Source organism: Paenibacillus sp. strain BS8-2, from assembly GCF_054483835.1.
In genome coordinates, this window is record NZ_CM137010.1 from 3,997,762 (window position 1) to 4,021,233 (window position 23,472).

General features: G+C 50.4%; 22 protein-coding genes and 1 riboswitch. Of the genes, 14 read left to right on the plus strand and 8 right to left on the minus strand.

All coding sequences use genetic code 11. The features are described 5' to 3' along the window. Positions 1-150 precede the first annotated feature (150 nt). The 3 genes from ACX1C1_RS16875 (at position 151) to ACX1C1_RS16885 (ending at position 4,046) form a co-directional block, all read left to right on the plus strand. Positions 151-1,569, plus strand: coding sequence for an FAD-binding oxidoreductase (locus ACX1C1_RS16875; RefSeq protein WP_458953338.1), 1,419 nt, complete (start codon positions 151-153; stop codon positions 1,567-1,569). Continuing rightward, entirely contained in the window at positions 1,562-2,986 is a 1,425-nt protein-coding gene (locus tag ACX1C1_RS16880; RefSeq protein ID WP_458953339.1) for a (Fe-S)-binding protein, read from the plus strand. The genes ACX1C1_RS16875 and ACX1C1_RS16880 overlap by 8 nt, the downstream gene beginning before the upstream one ends. Before the next feature lie 134 nt (positions 2,987-3,120). Continuing rightward, positions 3,121-3,271, plus strand: a riboswitch (cyclic di-AMP (ydaO/yuaA leader). Positions 3,272-3,383: 112 nt separating this feature from the next. Beyond that, the gene (locus ACX1C1_RS16885; RefSeq protein WP_458953340.1) at positions 3,384-4,046 is read left to right on the plus strand and encodes a potassium channel family protein; all 663 of its coding nucleotides are present in this window, start codon (positions 3,384-3,386) and stop codon (positions 4,044-4,046) included. Between the two features lie 4 nt (positions 4,047-4,050). On the opposite strand, the gene nagZ is transcribed toward ACX1C1_RS16885, so the two are convergent. Beyond that, entirely contained in the window at positions 4,051-5,322 is a 1,272-nt protein-coding gene (nagZ, locus tag ACX1C1_RS16890) for a beta-N-acetylhexosaminidase (RefSeq protein WP_458953341.1), read from the minus strand. 182 nt (positions 5,323-5,504) lie between these two features. Here nagZ and ACX1C1_RS16895 point away from each other — a divergent pair, with 182 nt between their 5' ends. Then, positions 5,505-6,788 (plus strand): UDP-glucose dehydrogenase family protein, encoded by a 1,284-nt coding sequence (locus ACX1C1_RS16895; RefSeq protein WP_458953342.1) that lies wholly within the window; start codon positions 5,505-5,507, stop codon positions 6,786-6,788. Positions 6,789-6,825: 37 nt separating this feature from the next. Here the strand turns inward: ACX1C1_RS16895 and ACX1C1_RS16900 are convergent, their stop codons facing one another. Beyond that, positions 6,826-7,683: a helix-turn-helix transcriptional regulator gene (locus tag ACX1C1_RS16900; RefSeq protein ID WP_458953343.1), complete on the minus strand. Its 858-nt coding sequence runs from the start codon at positions 7,681-7,683 to the stop codon at positions 6,826-6,828. Between the two features lie 124 nt (positions 7,684-7,807). On the opposite strand from ACX1C1_RS16900, the gene ACX1C1_RS16905 reads away from it, so the two are divergent. Together ACX1C1_RS16905 and ACX1C1_RS16910 are read left to right on the plus strand one after the other, a co-directional pair. Continuing rightward, on the plus strand, positions 7,808-8,809 hold the full coding sequence (locus ACX1C1_RS16905) for a Gfo/Idh/MocA family protein (protein WP_458953344.1): 1,002 nt from the start codon (positions 7,808-7,810) through the stop codon (positions 8,807-8,809). Positions 8,810-8,834: 25 nt separating this feature from the next. After that, positions 8,835-9,779: an aldo/keto reductase gene (locus ACX1C1_RS16910; protein WP_458953345.1), complete on the plus strand. Its 945-nt coding sequence runs from the start codon at positions 8,835-8,837 to the stop codon at positions 9,777-9,779. Positions 9,780-9,798: 19 nt separating this feature from the next. Here ACX1C1_RS16910 and ACX1C1_RS16915 read toward each other — a convergent pair whose 3' ends face one another. From ACX1C1_RS16915 to ACX1C1_RS16925, 3 genes are all read right to left on the minus strand, one after another. After that, positions 9,799-10,737 (minus strand): ribose-phosphate diphosphokinase, encoded by a 939-nt coding sequence (locus ACX1C1_RS16915; protein WP_458953346.1) that lies wholly within the window; start codon positions 10,735-10,737, stop codon positions 9,799-9,801. A 93-nt stretch (positions 10,738-10,830) separates the two neighbouring features. Continuing rightward, complete coding sequence (gene fabV, locus ACX1C1_RS16920; protein ID WP_458953347.1) at positions 10,831-12,021, minus strand: enoyl-ACP reductase FabV; 1,191 nt, start codon at positions 12,019-12,021, stop codon at positions 10,831-10,833. A 154-nt stretch (positions 12,022-12,175) separates the two neighbouring features. Beyond that, on the minus strand, positions 12,176-12,379 hold the full coding sequence (locus ACX1C1_RS16925; protein ID WP_458953348.1) for a small, acid-soluble spore protein, alpha/beta type: 204 nt from the start codon (positions 12,377-12,379) through the stop codon (positions 12,176-12,178). Between the two features lie 129 nt (positions 12,380-12,508). Here ACX1C1_RS16925 and ACX1C1_RS16930 point away from each other — a divergent pair, with 129 nt between their 5' ends. Further along, positions 12,509-13,105, plus strand: coding sequence for an ATP-dependent DNA ligase (locus ACX1C1_RS16930; protein ID WP_458953349.1), 597 nt, complete (start codon positions 12,509-12,511; stop codon positions 13,103-13,105). Between the two features lie 103 nt (positions 13,106-13,208). On the opposite strand, the gene ACX1C1_RS16935 is transcribed toward ACX1C1_RS16930, so the two are convergent. Beyond that, a complete protein-coding gene (locus tag ACX1C1_RS16935; protein WP_458953350.1) occupies positions 13,209-13,694 on the minus strand; it encodes a C40 family peptidase in 486 nt (161 codons plus the stop codon). Positions 13,695-13,940: 246 nt separating this feature from the next. Here ACX1C1_RS16935 and ACX1C1_RS16940 point away from each other — a divergent pair, with 246 nt between their 5' ends. From ACX1C1_RS16940 to ACX1C1_RS16950, 3 genes are all read left to right on the plus strand, one after another. After that, the gene (locus ACX1C1_RS16940) at positions 13,941-14,726 is read left to right on the plus strand and encodes an alpha/beta hydrolase (protein WP_458953351.1); all 786 of its coding nucleotides are present in this window, start codon (positions 13,941-13,943) and stop codon (positions 14,724-14,726) included. 120 nt (positions 14,727-14,846) lie between these two features. Then, positions 14,847-16,343 carry an alpha-N-arabinofuranosidase gene (locus tag ACX1C1_RS16945; RefSeq protein ID WP_458953352.1) on the plus strand — a complete coding sequence of 499 codons (1,497 nt, stop codon included), beginning with the start codon at positions 14,847-14,849 and terminating at the stop codon, positions 16,341-16,343. A gap of 20 nt (positions 16,344-16,363) precedes the next feature. Then, positions 16,364-16,648, plus strand: coding sequence for a DUF6171 family protein (locus tag ACX1C1_RS16950; protein ID WP_458953353.1), 285 nt, complete (start codon positions 16,364-16,366; stop codon positions 16,646-16,648). A 109-nt stretch (positions 16,649-16,757) separates the two neighbouring features. On the opposite strand, the gene melA is transcribed toward ACX1C1_RS16950, so the two are convergent. Then, the gene (melA, locus tag ACX1C1_RS16955) at positions 16,758-18,056 is read right to left on the minus strand and encodes an alpha-galactosidase (RefSeq protein ID WP_458953354.1); all 1,299 of its coding nucleotides are present in this window, start codon (positions 18,054-18,056) and stop codon (positions 16,758-16,760) included. 186 nt (positions 18,057-18,242) lie between these two features. Here melA and ACX1C1_RS16960 point away from each other — a divergent pair, with 186 nt between their 5' ends. Beyond that, a complete protein-coding gene (locus ACX1C1_RS16960; RefSeq protein WP_458953355.1) occupies positions 18,243-19,187 on the plus strand; it encodes an AraC family transcriptional regulator in 945 nt (314 codons plus the stop codon). A gap of 53 nt (positions 19,188-19,240) precedes the next feature. Here ACX1C1_RS16960 and ACX1C1_RS16965 read toward each other — a convergent pair whose 3' ends face one another. Beyond that, entirely contained in the window at positions 19,241-20,260 is a 1,020-nt protein-coding gene (locus ACX1C1_RS16965; protein WP_458953356.1) for a LacI family DNA-binding transcriptional regulator, read from the minus strand. Positions 20,261-20,394: 134 nt separating this feature from the next. On the opposite strand from ACX1C1_RS16965, the gene ACX1C1_RS16970 reads away from it, so the two are divergent. From ACX1C1_RS16970 to fucU, 3 genes are all read left to right on the plus strand, one after another. Then, positions 20,395-22,185, plus strand: coding sequence for an L-fucose isomerase (locus ACX1C1_RS16970; protein ID WP_458953357.1), 1,791 nt, complete (start codon positions 20,395-20,397; stop codon positions 22,183-22,185). A 92-nt stretch (positions 22,186-22,277) separates the two neighbouring features. Continuing rightward, a complete protein-coding gene (locus tag ACX1C1_RS16975) occupies positions 22,278-22,937 on the plus strand; it encodes a class II aldolase/adducin family protein (protein ID WP_458953358.1) in 660 nt (219 codons plus the stop codon). A 57-nt stretch (positions 22,938-22,994) separates the two neighbouring features. Further along, on the plus strand, positions 22,995-23,438 hold the full coding sequence (fucU, locus tag ACX1C1_RS16980) for an L-fucose mutarotase (RefSeq protein ID WP_458953359.1): 444 nt from the start codon (positions 22,995-22,997) through the stop codon (positions 23,436-23,438). Positions 23,439-23,472: the final 34 nt, after the last annotated feature.

Here is a 23,472-nt window from a genome sequence, read left to right on the forward strand (position 1 = left end):
CCTATACGATAAATGCGATCGGCCGATTGAGCCGGGCCTTCATTTAATTTTGCTCTGTTCTTTAATATAAGCATAAGCTATAATAATTGAAAAGTCATCAGATGACCTGATCTATTATCCATAAATTCCGATTACTATGGAGGTACATGCATGAAACTAAACCGCGAACTGATAGAAGGATTAAGAGCGATTGTCGGCGACAAACATTTCCGCGATGATCCGGAAGCGCTTGTGGCTCATTCGTATGATGGCACGCCGATGCTTCAATCGTTGCCTCAAGGCGTCATCTATCCAGAAACGACAGAGCAAGTATCACAAATCATGAAGCTATTATCAAAGTATGCAATCCCGCTTGTCAGCAGAGGATCAGGTTCTAATTTATGCGGAGGTACCGTCCCGGTACAAGGCGGTATCGTAATGGTCATGCACCGGATGAACCGAATCGTAGAAACGGATACCGAAAATTTGACGGTTACTGTGCAGCCGGGGCTCATTACGGCTGATCTTATCGCGCACGTGGAGTCTTTGGGACTATTCTATCCCCCTGATCCCAGCAGCATGCGCATAAGCACAATCGGAGGCAATATTGCAGAATGCTCCGGCGGCTTGCGCGGTTTGAAATATGGGACGACTAAGGATTATGTAATTGGGCTGGTAGCTGTACTCGCAAACGGCGAGATTCTCCGTACAGGCGGCAAACTGATGAAGGACGTGGCGGGATATGACCTCACGAAGCTGCTTGTGGGCTCCGAGGGTACGCTTGCCATTATTACGGAAGCTACACTCAAGCTAATCCCGCCTCCCAAAGCGAAAAAAACAATGATCGCCATGTACCGTGATCTGTACGGTGCTGCGCGTACCGTTTCGCGTATAATCGAAAATCGAATTATCCCTGCAACGTTAGAATTTATGGACAACCCGACGATCCGGGTAGTCGATGATTTTGCGAAATTGGGATTGCCGCGCGATATGGAAGCCATCCTGTTAATCGAGCAAGATGGAGACCCTGCAACGGTAGAAAGCGATATCGCTCGAATCCGCGAAATTTGCGAGATGGAGTCTGCCGACCGCGTCGAAGTTGCGGAAAGCCGCGAAGAGGCGGAGAAGCTGCTGACGGCGCGGCGCAGCGCCTTTACAGCGCTCGCAAGACTGCGTCCGACTACGATACTGGAGGACGCAACGGTTCCGCGTTCCCGAATTGCCGATATGGTGCTGCGAATTAACGAAATCGCGCGCAAGTATAACGTCACCATCGCGACCTTCGGTCATGCGGGAGACGGGAATCTGCATCCAACGGCGACGACGGACGCGAGGGATACCGAGGAGGTGCATCGCGTAGAGGAGGCGTTCGCCGAAATCTTCGAAGCCACGATCGAGCTAGGCGGCACGATTACTGGAGAACATGGAGTAGGCCTCGTGAAGGCGCCATATCTGGAGTGGAAAGTAGGGGCGCCAGGCATTGAAGTGATGAAAGGCATCAAGATGGCATTTGACCCGCAAGGGCTGCTCAATCCTGGCAAGTTGTTCGCCAAGGAAACGAGAAAAAGGGTGGTGCTGCAGCATGGCTAACGGAACGATGATCAAGAAACCGGAGATCAAACATGCCAATCCACTGGCGCAAACGCTCCTGAACAAGCTTGACTACGATCAGCTTACGAATTGCATGCGCTGCGGCTTCTGCTTGCCGGCATGCCCGACCTTCCGCGAGACCGGGCTGGAGCCAGAGTCGCCGCGCGGTCGTATTGCGCTTATGAAGGCCGTTGCGGATGGGATTATGGATCCTGATCAAGCGTTCCAGGATCAGATGAATCATTGTTTAGGATGCCGCGCGTGCGAGCCGGCATGCCCAGCCGATGTGAAGTACGGACAGCTTATCGAGCAAGCGCGTGACGCGATCGAAGATCATGCGGAACACAGCTTACCGATCAAGGGTCTGAGGAAGGTGATGTTTAAAGGCGTTTTCCCTAGTCGGAGCAAGCTTAAACTTCTTGGAGGTACACTTGGTTTCTACCAAAAGTCGGGTCTGCAGAAGCTGGCCAGAGGTACGGGGATCATGAAGCTGTTCCCCAAACATCTGCAAGAAATGGAAGCGATTTTGCCAGAAGCCAGCACGAAAGGGGTCATCGAACAAATCGGTGCGTTCTATCCCGCAAAGGGCAAAGCAATTGCCCGTGTGGCCTTGTTCAGAGGTTGTATCATGGATGTGATGTTCGCAGGCACAAACGTCAATACCGTCAAACTGCTTTCCGAAGCGGGCTTCGAAGTTGTCATCCCGGATACACAGGTTTGCTGCGGTGCTCTCCATGCGCATAGCGGCGAGATGGACGATGCACGCGGGTTGGCTAGGACGAATGTGCAGGCATTCAAAGCTGCGGGCGTCGATTATATCGTCTCCAATGCAGGCGGCTGTGGGGCGCTGCTCGTCGAATACGATCACCTGCTAGTAGAAGACGCTGATCCGGAAATGCGTGAAGCAGCCAAATGGTTTGCAGAACGTGTCAAAGATGTGAGTCAGCTTATCGTTGAGATTGGAACGATTCCGGCATTCGCCGAGATCGCCGCGGAATCGGAGCAAGGCACGGTAACGTATCAGGATTCTTGCCATTTGCGAAACGTGATGAAAAGCTCAAACGCTCCGCGTCAGCTAATGAAAAGCGTCAGCGGCGTATCGTATGTAGAAATGAAAGAAGCGGACCGCTGCTGTGGCTCTGCTGGTATCTACAACGTAACGCAGCCGGAGATGGCGGGACAAATTATTGAGCACAAAATGGAGCATGCTACAAATACGGGAGCACGTTACATGCTTACCAGCAATCCCGGTTGCCTCCTTCAGATGAAACACGGGATCGAAAAACATAAGCCTCCGTTCCGGATGGAAGCGATGCATATCGTCGATTATTTGCATGATCGAATCGTGGCGGCTCCGGCATCACTTTCCGAGCATCCAGAGTCTGGTGTTTTGGCGAAAAACGGATCAAACGTTTGATAATCGACGCTTCGATAATCAAAGGGCTGTTGTAAACGTTGCAATGAACGATTTTCGGTGATTCCGAGCTAATAGGCTGCGAGTTTCAGCTTTTACTTTTGGTTCATAAAGGAGTAGCATTAGCGATGAACCAAATATGCCACACGCTGAGCCTTTTTCATAAAAAGGGCGGGGGAACCAATGCGGCTGCAGCCGCTGGGGTGAATCCATTCTGAACAGAATGGTAGGGAATTCTCGAAATCCCGAATCCGACAGCTAACCTCGTAAGCGTTGTTCGGGAGAGGAACGAAAATTCACTCGTGATCGTATGGTTTACGACCACAGAGCGCACTCGCCTCTGTGGTTTTTTGTTGCGCATTTTTAAGGATACGATAAGAAGAAAGAAGGCTGCGTGTTAATGAAAAAACAATTTGTTGTCATCGGTTTGGGCAGATTCGGGGGCAGCGTCACCAAGACGTTAATGTCGCTCGGCTATGAGGTGATGGGAATTGACAGAGACGAGCGACGCGTGCAAGATTTTGCGCCGATACTCTCTCATGTATATCAAGCGGATTCTACGGATGAATCTGTCTTGAAGCAGCTGGGCGTGCACAACATGGACCATGCGATCGTAGCAATTGGCGAAGACCTGCAGGCAAGCATCCTGACCACCCTGATCCTCAAAGACATGGGTATTCCATACGTGACAGCCAAAGCAACCAACGATTACCACCAACGGGTACTTGAGGGACTAGGGGCGAATCATATCGTACATCCAGAGCGGGATACGGGTATTCGAGTGGCGCATCAAGTAACCTCCAAGAATACGGTCGAATACATGGAGTTATCTCCGGAGCATAGTCTTGTCGAAATTATTGCTCCGAACAATTTCGGCGGCAAGACGTTAAAAACATTAAACTTCCGCGCCAAATTCGGCTGCAATATCATGGCTATTCGGCGAAAAAACAACGAGCTTGTCGTATCGCCTCTAGCTGATGATTTTATCTACGAAGGCGATATGCTTGTTGTTATTGGCAAGAACACGGATATCACCCGCTTCGAGAAAGCGATCGGCGACTAATAGCTTATCCCTTGAAGGGGGCAAGATAGTCGGCAATATCGGCGTTAACCTCAGCGGGATCGACGGATGGAATGCGATCATCGCTTAGATTGTATTTGTCCTTCAGACGAAGTATGCGATAGACGCTTTCGTCGAGCCGCTCCTGCGAGATCGTTCCATCGTCCACGCGTTGGAGGACGGAGTCGAGCACCTTCTTCTGCAATGCATCCTCATGACACACGAGCAGGATATCCCCTCCGGCCAGGATGGCATCCACTGCGGCTGCACCAATGTCATTGCCATTCGTCAACCCTTTCATGGTCATGTCGTCTGTAATCACGACGCCGTCATAATGAAGCTGTTCGCGAAGCAGATCCGTAATGACTACCTTGGAGATGGAAGCGGGATGCTCCTTATCCAGCTTGTTCATTAACAAATGTCCGATCATGATCGCATCTGCCTCGTTACGAATCGCTTCTTCGAATGGCCGCAGCTCGAATCCACGGAGCTCCTCCAGGCTCTTATTCACGATAGGCAAACTCTTATGGGAATCAACGGCTGTATCGCCATGCCCCGGAAAATGTTTGACGACCGCAGCCACTCCCTGCGACGTAATACCGTCCATCATTGCGAGGCCATGCGAAGCTACCGTATCGGCATCTGCGCCAAAGGAACGGTCTCCGATAACAGGATTGTCAGGGTTGCTATTAATGTCCAGCACCGGGGCAAAATCCATATTGAAGCCGAGTGAACGCACGGCAAGTCCAAGTGATTGTCCGATGGCAAAGGTATAATCGGGATTCTGCTTGCTCGCGATCTGCTTTGCGGTCGGTGTTTTGGTATATTCGGCGGGAAGTCGACTTACTTTGCCCCCCTCTTGGTCAACGCTTAACCATAATGGAACAGATTCTGGATCACTGGCGTTGCTTTCTTTGAGCTGATTCAATAATTGCAGCGTTTGACTTGCATCTTTGATGTTATCCTTAAACAAAATAAATCCCCCGACATGGTAATCACGGATAAACGATCGCGTGGTGTCATTCATCGAGATGCCGTCCAAGCCGATGATGGCCAATTGTCCGACCTTCTCCTTCGTTGACATGGCGTTAATCTGTTGCCAGATAGCTTGCTCGCCCTGATCAGAGGGCGTTTCGTTATGTGAGGTTGGATTAGGAGACTGTGTAACGACTTCGGATGTCGGTGTGACCGTGGAGTTTGAAGAACCGTCTTTGCCGCAACCGACGAGAGAGGTTACGGCTACAAGGGCAGCCATAACGGCTAGCGATAGCTTGTACATGTAGATCTCCTCCTACTGGGTATCTCGATCTTATCTATTGTATCGATAGGATAGAGCGATAGCAAACCAATGCACGCGACCACAATGAAGAAATTGTAAAGCATCCCCCCAAACGCCGTTTCCAATGGCTCTGCCTCTGCACATGATATTGTACCTATGGTGTCAGGAGAGGATGCGGATTCATGAAAATTTGTATCATAGGCGCAGGGTACGTTGGATTAACGACGTCAGCCGTATTAGCGGATCTAGGTCATGAGGTGTATTGTGTCGATAGCGACGAAAACAAAATCAGTGCGCTTCATAAAGGACAGATCCCCATCTATGAGCCGGGATTATTAGAACTTGTCGATCACAATGTAGGAGTCGGCAGATTGAAGTTTGATTCGGATGTGATGGCAAGCATAGCCGCGCATGAAGTCATTATAATAGCCGTGGGAACACCTTCAGCAGCGGATGGAACAGCGGACCTCATCTATGTGAGAAGCGTGCTTCTCGCGATCAGTACAACGCTCCACACGCATAAAACGATCGTCATGAAGAGTACGGTTCCGCCTGGGACGGGAGTATGGGCTAAGCAATTTTTGTTAGAGCGCGGTATATTGGAGCATCACTTCGATGTGGTCTCCAATCCGGAATTTCTAAGAGAAGGTACAGCCATACACGACACGCTCCATCCCGACCGGATCGTCATCGGATCCCATAACGAAGCAGCGGCACAGAAGGTTCGTGCCATATACGATGGTATCCATGCAGAAACCGTGTGGACGGGACCAACGGAAGCAGAACTCATTAAATACGGTTCCAATGCGTTTCTGGCAACCAAACTTTCTTTCGTCAATGAGCTGTCCCGCGTCTGTGATGCATTTGGCGCCGACATTACAAGAGTGGCGCAAGGCATCGGGATGGATAGCCGGATCGGCGGGAAGTTCTTGCAGGCGGGTATCGGATACGGCGGTTCGTGTCTGCCCAAGGATGTCAACGCATTGATCGGTACGGCAGCAACTAGAGAAGTTAATCTCAAACTGCTGCGTCAGGTGGCCGCGGTTAATGCTTCACAGCCGGATTATTATATCGATAAGCTGGAGAACACGCTGGGACAGCTGAATGAGCACACTCGTATCGCGGTATTAGGCGCTACATTTAAGGAAAATACGGATGATCTCCGCTATTCGCAAGCGATAGAACTAATGAAGCGATTAACAGCTCGCGGCTGCTCCGTTGTCGCGTTCGATCCGCTAGTTGCTCCGGAGTTGCCAGGTGTCGTCTGGGCAGGATCTATGCTCGAAGCTGTGGAAGGTGCGGATGCGCTTATTATTGCGACGGGATGGAAGGCGTTTATCGATGCGGATTGGGAACAGATTGGGAAGCGGATGAGAGGCACGATTGTCATGGATGGACGGAATGTGCTTAATCGCGACGAAGTAATGGAATCGGGGCTGCAATACGTTGGATTAGGCCGGCCATAAGCCGGCCTTTGTTGCGTCTATTATCATGAATATACCATCATTTTCCGTTGCTGCCGATATTGCCGAATAACGATCTGTAAGCGGTAGGCGTCATGCCTTCGTGAGCCATAAATCGTCTATTGAAATAGCTGATGCTGGGATAACCAGCCTCTGTCGCGATTTGACCAATGGGAGATGAACGCCGCTCCAGCAGCCATTGCTTCGCGGTCTGCAGTCTGCATCGCGTTATGAAATCCATCGGGGTCATCTCCATGACACTACGAAACAGTTTACAAAAGTAATGGGTAGAAACGCCAGTCAGTGACGCCCAGCGCTCAAGCTCGAAGGGCTGCAGCGCTTCTTTCTGCATAAGTGGAAGCAGCTCCAATATACGATTGCCGGAGGAACTGGATTTGAAAGTCTCCCTTGGTACGGCTTGTTCGGCGAACAGGGCAATTAATGCATAAGTTAAGGTCGACAATGTGTGAGGTCTGAGCATACGGTTGTTCTCCGCTTCGACGAGCAGCTCTTCATGAGCCTGAATCCAATGCTCGGTGTGGCGCAACGTCCATAGCTGGCTTCGGTGCAGCTCTCGGTTGACCAGAAAATCTCCCAATAGACTATCGCCGTAGAAGTGGAACCAGCGTATGTCCCAAGGATCGTCCTCGCTTGAGTAATATCGATTAGATTGCAGTGGGAAATATAAGACGGCGTCTCCTGCGCTGAGCGTATGAATGATGTGATCCACCTCTACATAACCTTTGCCAGACACGACAAAGTGAATATTGAAATTGTTGAGCGCTCCGGCTTCACGTGTAACGGAATGATCGGTTCGATCGCTGTAATGCCCGACGGATTCTGGCAGACAGAAATAGGGGCTGTGCGGCAATGTTAACAAATGGCTTTGTCTCATCATTGTTTCGTTTCACCTCTAGGACAAAATTGTGTTAGAAAACTTCAAAATATTATTATTTTCATTTTAATGCTGTAATCATATAATCACAATATAGTATTAATCAAATGCAAAGGAGTAATTGACAATGACTGCTAATAAACTCAAATGGGGTGTGCTCGGTTGTGCGGGAATCGCCAAACGTGCCGTCATTCCAGGGGTACAAGCTTCCGAATTTAATGAAGTAACGGCAATCGCTAGCCGTAATATTGACAATGCTTCCCGCACAGCAGAAGAGCATGGCATCGGGACTGCATATGGCAGCTACGAAGAACTATTATCCGATCCATCAATCGATGTTGTATATATACCGCTCCCTAATCATCTGCATAGAGAATGGACGATTCGCGCAGCGGAAGCTGGCAAACATGTGTTATGCGAGAAACCGCTCGCTCTTAACGCACAGGAAGCAGAAGAGATGGTCGAGGCTTGCACCAAGGCGGGCGTCCAATTGTCGGAGGCGTTTATGTATCGTTGGAATCCCCGTTATGACGTAATCCGCGATATTATCGCTTCCGGCGAGATTGGCGAGCTGCGCGGAATAAGAAGCGCATTCACCTTCAACAATGCGAAGGATACTACAAACGTCAGGTATCGCAAAGAATGGGGAGGCGGCTCCATCTACGATGTTGGCTGTTACCCGATTAATGCTGCCAGACTGCTGCTGGGCAAAGAACCGCAAGCAGTTACCGTTCAAGCGATATTCTCACCAGAGCATGACGATGTGGATATGATGGCTTCCGGCTTGATGGAGTTTGAAGGCGGAGTGTCGCTGACGTTCGACTGCGGCATGTGGGCAGCGTTCCGCAATCCGCTCGAGGTGCTTGGTACGGAAGGGATCATCGAAGTGCCCTCTGCATTCGTTACGCCGAAAGAAGGAAGCGGCGATTTCTATGTACATGCAAGAGGCGAGCGACGTTTGGTCGAAGTAAAACATGTTAATGCTTATTCGGAACAAGCCGATGCGCTTTACCGGGCAATCCGGGGAGAAGAGCCGCTTCGTTATGGTGCAGAAGACGCTATCCATAATATGAAAGCAATTGATGCCAGCCTGCAATCCGCAAGAGAAAGAACGAGAGTCACAATCTGATAACCATTATAGGAGGGTGTTGTACATGGAATATATTAAAATAAAAGGTTGCGAGAAACCGGTTTCCTTCTTGATGAAAGGCACTGATTATTTCTACCATGATGCGTATGAGAAAGCGTCTGCCAATATGGATGCCTTCCTTGCGATTGGCGGCAACTCGCTGGATTCTGCCCACATTTATTGCAAAGGGCAAAGCGAAGAGGTTATCGGACGTTATATGGAGGAGCGCGGCAACCGGGATTCCATCGTTATTCTCACAAAGGGAGCTCATCATGATGCCAATGGACCACGTGTCAGCCGCAAAGACATTGCATATGACCTGTCTGTCAGCTTGGAGAGGCTTCGTACGGGGTTTATCGATCTGTATGGATTGCATCGCGATAATCCTGAAATTCCGGTGCAAGTCATCGTTGATGCGCTCAATGAGCATATCGATGCCGGCAAGGTTGGGGCGATTGGCGTATCGAACTGGACGTGGCAACGGATTCAGGAAGCTAACCAATATGCGGCAGCGAACGGGTTAAAAGGATTTACGTTCAGCAGTCCGAATCTCAGTCTAGCCAAACCTAATGAGCCGTTCTGGTCAGGTTGTGTCTCGGCAGATGAAGAGACCTGCGAGTGGCATGAACGTGAAGGTCTGCCGCTTCTTTCGTGGTCTTCGCAAGCGAGAGGTTTCTTTACGGGTCGATTCACGCCGGAAATTAGAGATAACGCGGATTTGGTTCGGGTATTCTACAATGATGGAAACTGGGAGAGACTGGAGCGCGCGAGAAAGCTGGGAGAGAAGAAGGGGGCATCCGCCATCCAGATTGCCTTAGCTTACGTGTTAAGCCAGCCGTTCCCGACTTGCGCTTTGATTGGTGCCCAGACGTCGCAGGAACTGTTGTCCTGCGACGAAGGCTCACGAATCAAATTGACGAAGGAAGAGATGGACTGGCTAGATCTGAAGGCAGAAGTTCTGGCGGTTTAAGGCAATTAAACGTAACCCGTTATTCTGACTTAAACAATGTTGCGATAGAGCCGCCCTCGGTAATAATCTTGATGGCGGTTCCGAGCAACGGAGCCATAGCCAGCACTTTAAATTTGTCTGAGTGGTTTCCATCGATACGAATGGTGTCGGTCACGACGATTTCTTGAATGTTGGGATGATCGAGCTTCTGTAAGGCTTCGCCTGAGAATAAACCATGCGTCGCACAAATAAAAGCGTCGTAGGCTCCTTTTTTCTTAAGCGCTTCTACAACGTTCACGATTGTGCTGCCCGTATCGATCAGATCCTCGATAATAATCGGCGTCATTCCTTCGACTTCACCGATGATGTGTGTAATCTCGGATTGATTATGCGCAGGTCTGTTCTTGATCATGATCGCGAATGGGCAATCCAGCAATCCGGCCAGCTTCTCCGCGGTTGTGGCACGACCGGCGTCCGGGGATACGACCACTGGATTGTGGATCGACTTCGAACGCAAATATGCGATAATGAGGTCGAGCGCCGTCAGGTGGTCGACCGTTATTTTGAAGAAACCTTGAATCGCATCTGCATGAAGGTCAACCGTAATGATACGATCCGCGCCTGCTGTCGTAAGTACATCCGCTACCATCTTGGCCGAAATCGGCTCGCGAGGCGCCGACTTGCGCTCCTGGCGCGCATATCCGTAATAAGGCATGACGATATTGATGGATTTGGCGGATGCCCGCTTGGCCGCATCGATCATGACGAGCAATTCGACCAGATTTTCATTAACGGGATGCGACAGTGACTGGACGATATAGACATGGAAATTGCGGATCGTCTCTTCGTACGACACATGGATTTCGCCGCTTTGCGCACGCGAGATGTTCGAACGGCCGAGCGGCAGCTCTAGTTGCTTGCATACTGCTTCGGCAAGCTCCGGATTCGATGATCCGGCGAAAATTTTAATATTCGGCATATTGCCCTCCGTATGTATCATTCTATTTCGTATTCAAACTCTCAAAAACGCTGAGACGACCGGACATTGCCGGTGCTCAGCGTTTTGTTGTTTCTATCGCAGATTCGGAATTGCAACGTCCGGATTCGCTTCTGCTTCGTAATCAATGCCGTCCGTTTCGAAACCGAACAGCTGGAAGAACTCGCGGCGATAACCTTCGAGATCGGATAGTTCGTACACATTCTCGGTCGTCAGATCCAACCATAACTGAGCGACCTCTGCCTGAATTTCGGGTTTCATCTCCCAGTCATCCACGCGGATTAAACCTTTGCTGTCAACTTCTGTACCGCCAGCTGCATAAAGGCGTTCGGAGAAGAGACGGTACATTTGTTCGATGCAGCCCTCGTGAAGTCCTTTTTCTTTCATGACTTTATAAAGTGCAGAGATGTACAGAGGCACGACTGGAATCGCGGAGCTGGATTGTGTAACAAGCGCTTTGTTTACGGATACGTAAGCACGGCCGCCTGTTGCCGAGAATTGGGCGTTCAGACGTTTTGCCGTTTCTTCCAGATCGTTTTTGGCAGCTCCGATCGTACCTTCACGATAAACGGCATGCGTAATTTCTGGTCCGATGTATGAATATGCGACGGTTGTCACATCAGCCTCCAGCACGCCAGCCGCGCTGAGCTCGTCCATCCACATTTGCCAGTCCTCGCCGCCCATTACTGCAATGGTTTGGCGAAGCTCGTCTTCCGTAGCCGGTTCAATCGTTGCCAGCGTGACGTCGCCAGAGTGGAAGTTAACGGTTTTGTTTGTGTACGTCTCGCCAAGCGGCTTGATAACGGATGCAAACGTCTCGCCAGTCTTAGGATGCGTGCGGCGCGGAGAAGCGACGCTATATACGATGAGATCGATCTTGCCAAGCTCGGTACGGATCAAATCGATTGTCTTGGCTTTGATTTCGTCGGAGAACGCATCACCTACGATGCTGTAAGACTTTGTGCCGGCAGCAGCAGCGGCCTCTTCGAAGGCAGCTGAGTTATACCAGCCAGCAGAAGCCGTACGAGCTCCTTCGGCAGCTTTGTCGAAGTATACGCCGACTGTGTTCGCGCCGGAGCCGAAAGCGGCTACGATTCGTGAAGCAAGGCCGTAGCCTGTCGATGCGCCGATAACAAGTACGTTGCGCGGGCCTTGCAGCGCCGGTTGGCTTTTCACGTAATCAATCTGGCGCTTAACTTGTTTGGCGCAGCCCTCTGGATGCGCGGTCGTGCATATAAAGCCGCGTGTTTTCGGTTGAATGATCATATTGGGATATTCCTTTCTCTCCATAAATGACTACTTGATTATGTAGCAAGGACAGCTCTATCCCATTTTACCGATTTTTCTTAACGAATGGAAGTCAAAAGCAAAAAGAGAGCGCAGGTGGCGCTCTCTGTCCAGTACAATATAGTCGCTGTAATTAGCGGCGACCGGCCATTTGCTGCTCGGCCATCTGGACAAGGCGGCGTGTAATATTGCCGCCGATAGAGCCCATATCCCGAGTTGTCATGTTGCCGTAGTAGCCGTCTTGAGGGAGCTGGATACCCAGTTCTCCGGCAATTTCATATTTCATTTGCTCAAGTGCAGCACGTGCTTGCGGTACAACAAGATTATTGTTTGCCATCATCATCAGCCTCCTTTTCTACTTGTATTATGCGAATAAAGGAAACGTATTATTCGTCAGCCGAACCTGTATTTACCGAGGAATTTGTGTATATAAACATGGTAAGATGGGGACGAGGTGACACCAGTTATGTTTATGAAACCTATGCTCGCCACGGAAAGTGATCAGCCGTTTGACGACGAACGTTACATATTCGAACCGATGATCGACGGTCAGCGCTTGCAGCTTGTTATGGAGAGAGGCAAAGTCAGCTTGCTGACCAGGCATGGCAATGACGTGACTAGACAATATCCTGAGCTCCACGGAGTACCGCTGCGCAGGCCGGCAGATGTCGTGCTTGACGGAGAGCTGGCATATGTGGAGCCTGAGACGGGCAGAACGGATTTCGCAGCGCTCCAGCAGCGTTTCCGTATGAAGGGGCATCTGCGTATTCGCGAAGCCATGTCCACGCTTCCTTTACAATATTTCGTATTTGATATTCTGTATTATGACGGCATCGATCTGCGTAATTACCCGCTCTTTGCGCGTAAGAGGATGCTCCAGGCGATCTTGCAGAACAACAACTATTATAAGAGAATGGCGTTCCGAAGCGGGAGAGGAGTCGATCTGTTCGTGAAGACGGAATCTCTTGGATTGGAGGGCGTAATGGGGAAAGCCAAGGCGAGCCGTTACGTCGAAGGAGCTAGCCCGGATTGGATCAAAATCAAGTCGCGACATCACGCATAAGCGTAATGTCGCGCTATAAAACATAAAAGCGGCTTCGCCAATACCCTAAATCTGAATGGAAGGGTGATTGGCAAAGCCGCTTTTAGGCATGTGCGCAACAGAATTACAATACTCTGCGAGCGGTGACGTATTTGGTTTTCCAATAGCTTGAATTCATGCTCGTTATGGTAACACCTTTGCTGCTGGAGCTGTGAAGGATGTTGCCGCTGCCTGCGTAAATGGCCACATGGCTGATTGATTTGCCGCCATTCGTGCTGTAGAAGACGAGATCGCCCATACTGAGCGAGCCTTTGTCTACCTTCTTGCCCATATAGGCTTGAGCCGAAGAGGTGCGAGGCAGCCAGACGCCGATTGCACCAAACATCTGCTGTGTGAACGAAGAGCAATCGAAGGCTGCAGTCGAATTGGCAGAAGCTCCGTATAGGTATGGTGTGCCTATGTAATGTTTGCTGCTATTGATCAGAGCAGTCGAGGTTGGCGTGGCAGCATGAGCTGTATCCGCGTTTGCGCCGAACGTAATGGCCGACCAGACGATAGCGCCGCATGTGCCGATTTTTACGATGTGTTTAAACAGGTTTAAGTTTCTCATGGTGTCAGTATATCCCTTCTTTTCTGGATTCATGTTTTTGTTAAAATCACTATATCACAGTTGAAACACCCCCTTTTTCGCAAATGAGAAGCTAAAAGCTGGGCTGACTGGCGATTCTGAGCGTTTATGAGAATTAAATGAAAAAACTCTAATCATGTCGTCAAATTATCATTTTCCTACGCTTCCCTTTCTGCTAGCATAATATGGATAGTATCCATTTTTAATCGCTTAGAGGAGGTATTTGATTTGGCTTTGATCACATGTAATTTCTACTCCGAAACGTTAGGTCTTAAAACTTCTATGATGGTGCTGCTGCCACAACAGACGCGAGGAGATAAAGCGGAGCCGGAAAACAAGAAATACAAAACGTTGTTCCTGCTTCATGGTTTTTCTGATGACGATACGACTTGGGTCCGTAGAACATCAATCGAACGATATGCAGAGGACTACGGAATCGCGGTAGTTATGCCGAATGTACATCGCAGTTATTATGCCAATATGGCATACGGCGGCGATTACTGGACATTTATTAGCGAGGAGCTGCCGTTTGTTGCTCGTTCCATGTTCCCGTTGTCGGACAAGCCGGAGGATAACTTTGTTGCCGGCCTTTCGATGGGAGGTTATGGAGCCTTTAAATGGGCGCTCAGACATCCGGATCGTTTCGCTGCAGCAGCAAGTTTCTCTGGTGTGCTTGATGTCGCAGCATTTGTTCACAAAACCAAAAGGGATGAGATGCGTGAGCGTTCCTTCGGCCTGATCTTCGGTGATGCGCCAATTGAAGGCAGTGACAATGATTTGCTGGCGATACTTAATCGGGCTAGGGAGAACAGTGTAAAGCTGCCACCGTTGTATCAATGGTGTGGTACGGAGGACTTCTTATACCAGGAGAATTTGACGTTCCGCGATCATTGCTCAGCTGTCGGATACGAGCTTGATTATTCCGAGGGCCCCGGCGATCACAGTTGGGGTTATTGGGACACGCAAATCAATCATTATTTGAGCTGGCTGAACAAAAAGGGATTGCTAAAATAACCATAACAGACTATTCTGTAAGTAGGATTAACTAAAAAGCTAATTGAATTTATATTGTTATTAATCCAACAACCAATTCAATTAGCATCCCTACTTTAATGGAATAGCGAGGTTAGAGCGATGACAACCAGTAATTTGCTGACGATTCAAGCGGATCAAACGATGGGCAAGCTGGATCGTAACTTGTATGCCCATTTCTCCGAGCATTTGGGCAGATGTATCTATGAAGGGATTTGGGTTGGCGAAGACTCGCCGATTCCCAATACGAATGGTATCCGCAACGACGTCCTGCAAGCGCTTAAACAAATCTCGATCCCTTCGCTGCGTTGGCCAGGCGGCTGCTTTGCCGATGAGTATCATTGGAAGGACGGGATAGGTCCTCGCGAAGAGCGCAAACGGATGATTAATACGCATTGGGGCGGCGTAGTGGAGAATAACCACTTTGGGACTCATGAATTTATGATGCTGTGCGAGCTGTTGGAATGTGAACCGATCATATGCGGCAATGTAGGCAGCGGCACCGTACAGGAGATGTCCGAGTGGGTCGAATATATGACGTTCGAAGGAATCTCTCCGATGGCTGAGCTTAGAGCAAAGAACGGACGGGAAAAGCCTTGGAAGCTGACCTACTTTGGTGTTGGTAACGAGAACTGGGGCTGCGGAGGCAATATGCGTCCTGAGTATTATGCAGATGTATATAAACGTTATCAAACTTACGTACGCAACTATGGCGACAACAAAATCCATCGCATCGCATGTGGTCCCAACGATGACAATTACGAGTGGACGGAAGTGCTCATGCGAGAAGCTCACCGCCATCTGGATTCCATCTCCTTACACTACTACACGGTGCCTGGCGTATGGGCGGATAAGGGAAGCGCAACTGGCTTTGCAGAAGCTGATTGGTTTGTGACGTTGAAGAAGACATTACGTATGGATGAGCTCATCACGCGACACTCCGCTATTATGGATCGATATGATCCAGAGAAGCGTGTAGGTCTCGTTATCGACGAGTGGGGCACATGGTACAACGTGGAACCTGGTACGAATCCTGGATTCCTGTATCAGCAGAACACGATTCGCGATGCGCTGGTTGCCGGCTTGAACTTCCATATCTTCCACGATCACAATGATCGAGTTCGTATGGCGAACATCGCTCAAGTCGTTAACGTCCTGCAAGCCGTTATCCTCACAGAGGGAGAACAGATGCTGCTGACCCCTACGTATCATGTCTTCGATATGTACAAGGTGCATCACGACGCGGAACGCCTGGAGCTTAAGCTTGCTTCGGGGGAGAACTATTCGTATGGCGGCGAAAGCATCCCAAAACTTTCGGCGAGCGCGTCCAGAGATTCGGAAGGCAACATTCATATTAGTCTGTGCAACGTTGATCCAAACCATAGCGGGGAACTTGCTATTGATTTGCGCGGTTTGGCAGTCGCGGGCATGAACATAAACGGCACCGAGCTTACAGCTCAAAGCATGGACGCCCACAACACGTTTGAACAGCCCGCTGTCGTTGCCCCGGTACCGTTCTATGGATTTGAGGCAGAAGGTACGAGCTTGCGCGTCACATTGTCGCCAATGTCGGTGACAGTCCTGCGGATTGGGTCGTAACGGAAAGGCAGGCCAGCGTAATGAGTTCTTCAACCGACTACGATGGCTGCAAGGGGTGCGACCCCGCCTTCGGAGGGCTGCAAGCGGATATCGACCGCTTGCTGTCCGCGCCGATGTTCCGCTCTGCGCAGCATGTCGTGCCGGATGTTGTTTATGAGGAACGGCTTGCGAACTGCCGCTCCTGCCCCAAGTTGTCCGGAGGCGAAACCTGCCTTGTCTGCGGCTGTTACGTTCGAGTGGCTGCCAAGCTGAAGGTGAAGCGTTGCCCGCTGCCTGGAGACGCAGGGTGGAAGGCGCAACTATAAATCAACTGTCTTTACGAAGAAAGACCGTCATATCGGGTTGTTGTAAACCCACATGACGGTCTTTCGTTATTTGCTATTGGAGCTTACGTTTCGCATTGATTCAGTCGAATTAATTATATTTCGGCAGCCAGCTGCCATGAGCCTCGATCAGCTCGTCGCACATGGATACGATGTCATCCATCGACAGCTCAGCGGATGTATGCGGATCCAGCATTGCTGCATGGTAGATATGGTCGCGTTTCTTCGTAATGGCCGCTTCGATCGTCAACAGCTGCGTATTAATGTTGGTGCGGTTAAGCGCCGCAAGCTGCGGTGGCAAATCTCCGACAAACGTTGGAGTGACGCCGTTACGGTCAACGAGACAAGGTACTTCGACGCAGGCTTCTTTCGGGAGGTTCGTGATCAGACCAGTATTCATCACGTTGCCGCCGATGCGGTAAGGTACGTCTGTCTCGATTGCCTCTAAAATATACGAAGCATATTCGTGGCTTCTGCAATGCTCCAGTCCTTTGTCGTTTACTAGCTCGTCACGCATCTTCGTCCATCTCTCAATTTGATCGACACAGCGGCGCGGATATTCGTCGAGCGGGATGTTGAAGCGTTCGATCAGCTCCGGATAGTTGCGTTTGATGAAGTACGGATGGTATTCGGCATTATGCTCGGAGGATTCCGTAATATAATAGCCGAACTTGTTCATCAGCTCGAAACGAACCATATCGCCGTGTTTCTCCTTTTGTTTCTCCGCTGCTCTGCGCTTGATCTCTGGATACAGATCGACGCCGTTCTTGCTTACTTCGAGCAGCCATGCCATATGGTTGATCCCTGCAATATTCCATTTCACGCCTTCGGACTCCATGCCGAGGTGGTCGAATAGATGCGGCACGCATACTTGAACGCTATGACATAGACCGACAGTATTAACGCCGCCATACGTGTTCATCACATTCGTCAAGACAGCCATCGGGTTCGTGTAGTTCAAGAACAGCGCATCCGGACACACTTCGTTGATGTCCTGGGCGAAGTCCAGCATGACGGGAATCGTACGCAGGTTGCGGAAAATACCGCCGATACCGACCGTATCGGCAATCGTTTGGCGCAAGCCGTATTTCTTCGGAATTTCGAAGTCTGTAATCGTACATGGATCATAACCGCCTACTTGGATAGCGTTGACGATATATTTGGCTCCGCGGAGCGCTTCTTTGCGGTCCGTGTAAGCTTTGATGGTGTTTGTGCTTCCGCTCGTTACTTTAATATTTTGCAGCATAGTTTCCGAGTCTTGGAGACGGGAAGCATCGATGTCGAACAAAGCAATTTCGAAGCCTTGAAGGGCAGGCGTGTGCATAACGTCACCAAGAATGTTTTTGGCGAAGACGGTACTTCCTGCACCGATGAATGTAATTTTGGACATGGGAATAAAACCTCCTAATAGGTTATGATAAATGATGGCTACCTGCAAGTTCACAGCCAATGTAATCACTTACAGTATAGAACGCTAACCTTCGAATTCATATGGAAAGAAGAGTTCATTATATGGAGAAATGTCGTACTATAGTATAAGATGAAATGATAAACGCGAGCGGAAGGAGACGGTTCTGTGCAACATTATCAGTATGGAATATCGATTAATGCATCTCCTTCGAGGGGGGATCTCGAGGTATTGTTCAGCGGAGAAGCCGATGTGGTAGGCGGTCATTATGTCGGTCCTGCCGTTCATGATTACTTCCTGGTGCATGTCGTGACTAGCGGTGAAGGCACGTTCGAGACGCTGGGGTACAAATATCGGCTTGGAGCAGGTGACGCGTTCTTGATTTTTCCGGATATTCTGGTCAAATATGAAGCTGACAAAGGGGATCCCTGGAATTATATGTGGATTGGTTTCGGGGGAGACAAGGCAGAGAAGGAGCTGGCTCGTATTGGACTTACGCCTGAGACGGCGGTCATTCGTGGTTTGTCGATGCAGAAGCAGGTGGATTGGTTCCACAGCATTCGGGACTGCCTAGATTACGGGACGACACCAGGGCTTTGCAATATAGCGGCCTCGGGGTGGCTGCGTATTGCCCTGCATGACATGGGGGCTGCGGCTCTGACCAACGGAGTAGGCAGCGCGGTTGCTACAGAAATGTTTCTCGGGAGCGGAGATCAAGCCAGAGTGATGGAACGTCCCGGAGAGCGGCCGATCGAGGATACGGCTCACGGCAGGCAACATCTTGTCGATCAGGCTATTAGGATGTTGTCATATCAATACGGCCAACAGCTATCGATAGGCGCCATCGCACAAAAGCTTGGTTATCATCGGGCACATCTTACGAAATTATTCAAAGAAACGACTGGGCTGTCGCCAAAACAATATCTGAACAAAATTCGTATGAAAAAAGCCGAGAAGCTGCTCTCTGGCGATCTGACGATCGCGCAGGTGGCGGCCTCGGTCGGCTTTAACGATCCATTGTTCTTCACGAAGCAATTTCGGAAGTGGCGCGGCGTGTCGCCGACTGAATTCCGTCGCTCTATCATAGAGGGGCCAATAGAAGGTTATGAGTGACGAAGATGTTGTGGGTCAACGTGTAAGTTAGCACTGTAGACGCTTCTTTGTCGTTACTCCCTGTCGATGTTCCGAACAGATCGACGGACAAGCAGTTCGGCAGGCAACACGATTTTTTTCCACGGCTGGGCGGGTTCCTTGTTCTGGATGCGATCAATCAGCATTTCCATGCCCATATAACCGAACTGATAAGCTTGCTGGGCGGCGACGGTCAGGAAGGGCACAATGTCTGCGTAGGGTCCGAGATCATCGAAACATACGATGGACATGTCCTCAGGGACGCGGAGACCTTGCTCATGAAGGAGGCGCATGATCTCTACGGCGAGCACGTTATTGCCTGTCAGAATGGCTGTTGGCCGCGGGTTTAGACTAGCCAGCCAAGCATTCATCTCCGATAAATCGTTGAGCGAGCCAAAGCTCGTCTCGAACACATAATCTTCGCGAAAGGTAAGCTCACTCAGCTTGAGGCCTTCCCTATACCCTTGCAGCCTCAGTCTTGCGCTTGAGATGGAGGGAGATCCGTTGACCATGGCGATGCGCTCATGTCCGGCTTCAGCGAGATGGGCGACCAATTGTCTGGCACCTTCTTTGCTGTCTCCGAGCACGATATCGCAGCCGATGCCTGGCACCTCACGGTCAAGCAAGACAAAAGGCACATCGTGACGACGAAGCGATTCCAGATGTGGCAGTGAAGGATCGCCGGCAGGCGCAAGCAGCACGCCGTCTACTCGAGTCGTCAATATGGTTGATACATAGTCGGCTTCCTTCTCAAGACTTTCGTCGCTATTGCCGAACAAGAGGCGGTAGCCCTTGCGTTTGGCTGCATCCTCAGCACCTCTTGCAAGCGTGGTATAGAAAGGGTTTGTAATATCCGTAATGAGCAAGAACAACAGCTTGGTCTGTTGAAGCACAAGACTCCTCGCAGTTTGATTCGGCACGTAGTTCATTTCCTCCATGACCTTCCGTACCCTTGCTCTCGTTTTTTCACTTATTCGTCCAGAGTTATTGATAACCCTAGAAACCGTCATGGCTGAAACATTTGCTTTTGCTGCAATATCATAGATCGTTACCATTTTGTTAGATCCTTTCGATGTATCTTAGTTTCTATCATACTAAAAAGAAAGCGTTGACAGCAACCCTTCAAGCTGTTAATTTAGGGTTATCGGTAACATTTTACTCATACATTATTCCATTGGAGGGTAATCACATGACAGAGAATAACCTGCGATTCACTGCGGGCTTCCCCAAGATCGGCATCAGACCAACCATTGACGGCAGACGCAGAGGCGTACGCGAATCCCTAGAAGAGCAAACGATGAATATGGCAAAGGCAACGGCGGCATTGTTGTCGGAGCATCTTCGTTATCCGAACGGTGAGCCTGTCGAATGTGTGATCGCGGACAGTTGTATCGGCGGAGTGGCGGAAGCGGCGGCTTGCGCCGATAAGTTCCTTAAAGCTGGTGTTGGCGTGTCCATCACGGTTACTCCATGCTGGTGTTACGGTACAGAGACGATGGACATGGATCCATCTATTCCTAAGGCGGTATGGGGCTTTAACGGCACAGAGCGTCCAGGTGCGGTATATCTCGCTGCCGTATTGTCCGGGTATGCGCAGAAAGGTCTGCCAGCCTTCGGTATCTACGGCGAGCAAGTACAAGATGCTGGCGATACATCGATTCCAGAAGACGTCAAAGGCAAGTTGATCGGATTTGCACGTGCGGGTCTGGCGGTTGCTTACATGCGCGGCAAGTCGTATCTATCGATGGGCTCGGTATCGATGGGTATTGCAGGCTCCATCGTAAACGATGCGTTCTTCCAGGAATATCTTGGACTTCGCACCGAATACATCGATATGTCCGAGTTCGTGCGTCGTATGGATGAAGGAATCTACGACGGCGAGGAGTTCGAGAGAGCGCTCGCTTGGGTGAAGGAGAATTGTATCGAAGGACCGGACAATAACCCGGCTAATATTCAGACATCGCGAGAAAGCAAAGACAAGGATTGGGAAACGGTTGTGAAGATGACCCAAATTGCCCGTGACCTCATGGTAGGCAATCCGCGTCTTGCAGAGCTTGGATTTGGCGAAGAAGCGATGGGTCATAATTCGATCGTATCCGGTTTCCAAGGTCAGCGCCAATGGACGGATCATTTCCCGAATGGCGATTTCATGGAAGCGATACTTAATTCATCGTTCGATTGGAACGGGATCCGCGCGCCATATATCGTCGCAACAGAGAACGACAGCCTTAACGGGGCGGTTATGCTGTTCGGATATTTGCTGACGAATACGGCTCAGATCTTTGCGGATGTCCGCACATACTGGAGTCCGGATTCGGTTGAACGCGTTACGGGACATCGCTTGGAAGGAGCGGCAGAAGGAGGCATCTTGCATCTCATTAACTCCGGACCTGCGACACTCGACGGAACGGGCGAACAGACGCGAGACGGACAACCGGTCATGAAACCATTCTGGGAGATTTCCGACGACGAAGCTCAGAAGTGTCTGGATGCAACGTCTTGGCGTCCTGCTTCGGTCGAATACTTCCGCGGCGGCGGTTATTCCTCCGATTACTTGACACGCGGCGGTATGCCGATGACGATGTCCCGTCTGAACCTTGTGAAAGGTATTGGTCCAGTGCTTCAGATCGCAGAGGGATATTCCGTTGATTTGCCGCAAGATGTACATGATACGCTTGATAAGCGGACGGACTCCACTTGGCCGACAACTTGGTTCGCACCGAAGCTGACGGGCGAAGGCGCGTTCCGCTCGGTATACGATGTTATGGATAACTGGGGAGCTAACCACGGCTCCATCAGCTATGGCCATATCGGAGCGGACTTGATTACATTAGCTGCAATGCTGCGTATTCCGGTCAACATGCACAATGTGACAGAGGAACAAATCTTCCGTCCGCGCGCATGGGGGCTGTTCGGTACGGCAGATGCCGAAAGCGCCGATTTCCGCGCTTGCCAGAATTTCGGACCGCTTTACAAGTAATGCTTCAAAGCAGATGCCATCGCTGGTATCTTGGGATATAAGGTTGTGCCACGCTAGATCAAAATTTGATGTTCGTTGGAGGTTGTTTCAACATGAGCAGTGCCGCCATACGCGAAGAATTGTGCAAATACGCACGCAAAACAGTAACCAATAAGCTGGTAGTTGGTCCTGGTGGCAACATCAGCGCCAAATATGAAGGAAAAATGTATTTGTCCCCAAGCGGCTTCGCGCTCGATGAGATCGAGCCGGAGCAATGGGTGGAAGTGGATATCGAGACTGGTGATATAACGGATATCGGTTTGCGTCCTTCTTCGGAGGTGCTGATGCATCTCTATGCATACCGTGCTAATCCGAATATCGGAGCAATCGTGCATACGCATCCGCCGTATTGCATCGCGTTTACGCTAGTCGAGCAGGAGCTGCCCATTATGTTCCCGGATCAAGCCGCGCTCGTTGGCAAGACGTTGTATCTGCCTTACGTGCTGCCGACAACGGATAAGCTTGCTGATGCTTATGTCGAGGTCGTCAATCAAGCAAGTACGGTATTGCTCGGCAACCACGGTCTTGTGACGACTGGACGCAATCTCCGCGAAGCGTATTACCGGACGGAGGTTGTAGAGGAGAGCGCCAAAATCTATCTGATCGCGAAGGCGATTCGCGAGCCCAAGGCGCTTACGACAGAAGAATTTGAGGAAATTGCTTCACTGGAGAGCGAAGCTTATCGGATTCAATTGCTTCAGAAGATGAAGTAAGGACTGCTTAGGTTCGCGGCGATGGCTCTAACGCCAGTCTAGAGAGGTGGATAAACGATGTTGAAGGGTGTTCCGCCCATTATTTCACCAGAGCTGCTGAAAGTGCTGATGGAGATGGGCCACAGTGACGAGATCGTACTTGCCGATGGTAATTTCCCGGCGGCAAGTCATGCACAGCGCCTGGTGCGCTGCGATGGCCATGGCATCACCGAGCTGCTCGATGCCATATTGCAATTATTCCCGCTGGACCAATACGTGGAGCAGCCAGCCGGTTTAATGGCCGTTATGCCTGGCGACAAGACAGAGACGCCGATCTGGGAGGCGTACCGTTCCATCGTTCAACAGCGCGAGGGGCTGGATGATGCTTTCGAGGAGATCGAACGGTTCGCTTTCTACGAACGCGCGAAGCGGGCATATGCCGTTGTAGCGACGGGAGAAAGCGCATTGTACGCGAATTTGATTCTTAAGAAAGGTGTCGTCAAGCCGGAGGTTGCCAATTAGGGCATAGTTCTTCGCGCTGAGGCGCATCGCCGTC

Excerpts from the sequence above, each read along its gene's own strand:
- ACX1C1_RS16875 (WP_458953338.1), top strand. The coding sequence starts at position 151 with ATGAAACTAAACCGCGAACTGATAGAAGGATTAAGAGCGATTGTCGGC.
- ACX1C1_RS16880 (WP_458953339.1), top strand. The coding sequence starts at position 1,562 with ATGGCTAACGGAACGATGATCAAGAAACCGGAGATCAAACATGCCAAT.
- ACX1C1_RS16885 (WP_458953340.1), top strand. The coding sequence starts at position 3,384 with ATGAAAAAACAATTTGTTGTCATCGGTTTGGGCAGATTCGGGGGCAGC.
- nagZ (WP_458953341.1), bottom strand. The coding sequence starts at position 5,322 with ATGTACAAGCTATCGCTAGCCGTTATGGCTGCCCTTGTAGCCGTAACC.
- ACX1C1_RS16895 (WP_458953342.1), top strand. The coding sequence starts at position 5,505 with ATGAAAATTTGTATCATAGGCGCAGGGTACGTTGGATTAACGACGTCA.
- ACX1C1_RS16900 (WP_458953343.1), bottom strand. The coding sequence starts at position 7,683 with ATGATGAGACAAAGCCATTTGTTAACATTGCCGCACAGCCCCTATTTC.
- ACX1C1_RS16905 (WP_458953344.1), top strand. The coding sequence starts at position 7,808 with ATGACTGCTAATAAACTCAAATGGGGTGTGCTCGGTTGTGCGGGAATC.
- ACX1C1_RS16910 (WP_458953345.1), top strand. The coding sequence starts at position 8,835 with ATGGAATATATTAAAATAAAAGGTTGCGAGAAACCGGTTTCCTTCTTG.
- ACX1C1_RS16915 (WP_458953346.1), bottom strand. The coding sequence starts at position 10,737 with ATGCCGAATATTAAAATTTTCGCCGGATCATCGAATCCGGAGCTTGCC.
- fabV (WP_458953347.1), bottom strand. The coding sequence starts at position 12,021 with ATGATCATTCAACCGAAAACACGCGGCTTTATATGCACGACCGCGCAT.
- ACX1C1_RS16925 (WP_458953348.1), bottom strand. The coding sequence starts at position 12,379 with ATGGCAAACAATAATCTTGTTGTACCGCAAGCACGTGCTGCACTTGAG.
- ACX1C1_RS16930 (WP_458953349.1), top strand. The coding sequence starts at position 12,509 with ATGTTTATGAAACCTATGCTCGCCACGGAAAGTGATCAGCCGTTTGAC.
- ACX1C1_RS16935 (WP_458953350.1), bottom strand. The coding sequence starts at position 13,694 with ATGAGAAACTTAAACCTGTTTAAACACATCGTAAAAATCGGCACATGC.
- ACX1C1_RS16945 (WP_458953352.1), top strand. The coding sequence starts at position 14,847 with ATGACAACCAGTAATTTGCTGACGATTCAAGCGGATCAAACGATGGGC.
- ACX1C1_RS16950 (WP_458953353.1), top strand. The coding sequence starts at position 16,364 with ATGAGTTCTTCAACCGACTACGATGGCTGCAAGGGGTGCGACCCCGCC.
- melA (WP_458953354.1), bottom strand. The coding sequence starts at position 18,056 with ATGTCCAAAATTACATTCATCGGTGCAGGAAGTACCGTCTTCGCCAAA.
- ACX1C1_RS16965 (WP_458953356.1), bottom strand. The coding sequence starts at position 20,260 with ATGGTAACGATCTATGATATTGCAGCAAAAGCAAATGTTTCAGCCATG.
- ACX1C1_RS16970 (WP_458953357.1), top strand. The coding sequence starts at position 20,395 with ATGACAGAGAATAACCTGCGATTCACTGCGGGCTTCCCCAAGATCGGC.
- ACX1C1_RS16975 (WP_458953358.1), top strand. The coding sequence starts at position 22,278 with ATGAGCAGTGCCGCCATACGCGAAGAATTGTGCAAATACGCACGCAAA.
- fucU (WP_458953359.1), top strand. The coding sequence starts at position 22,995 with ATGTTGAAGGGTGTTCCGCCCATTATTTCACCAGAGCTGCTGAAAGTG.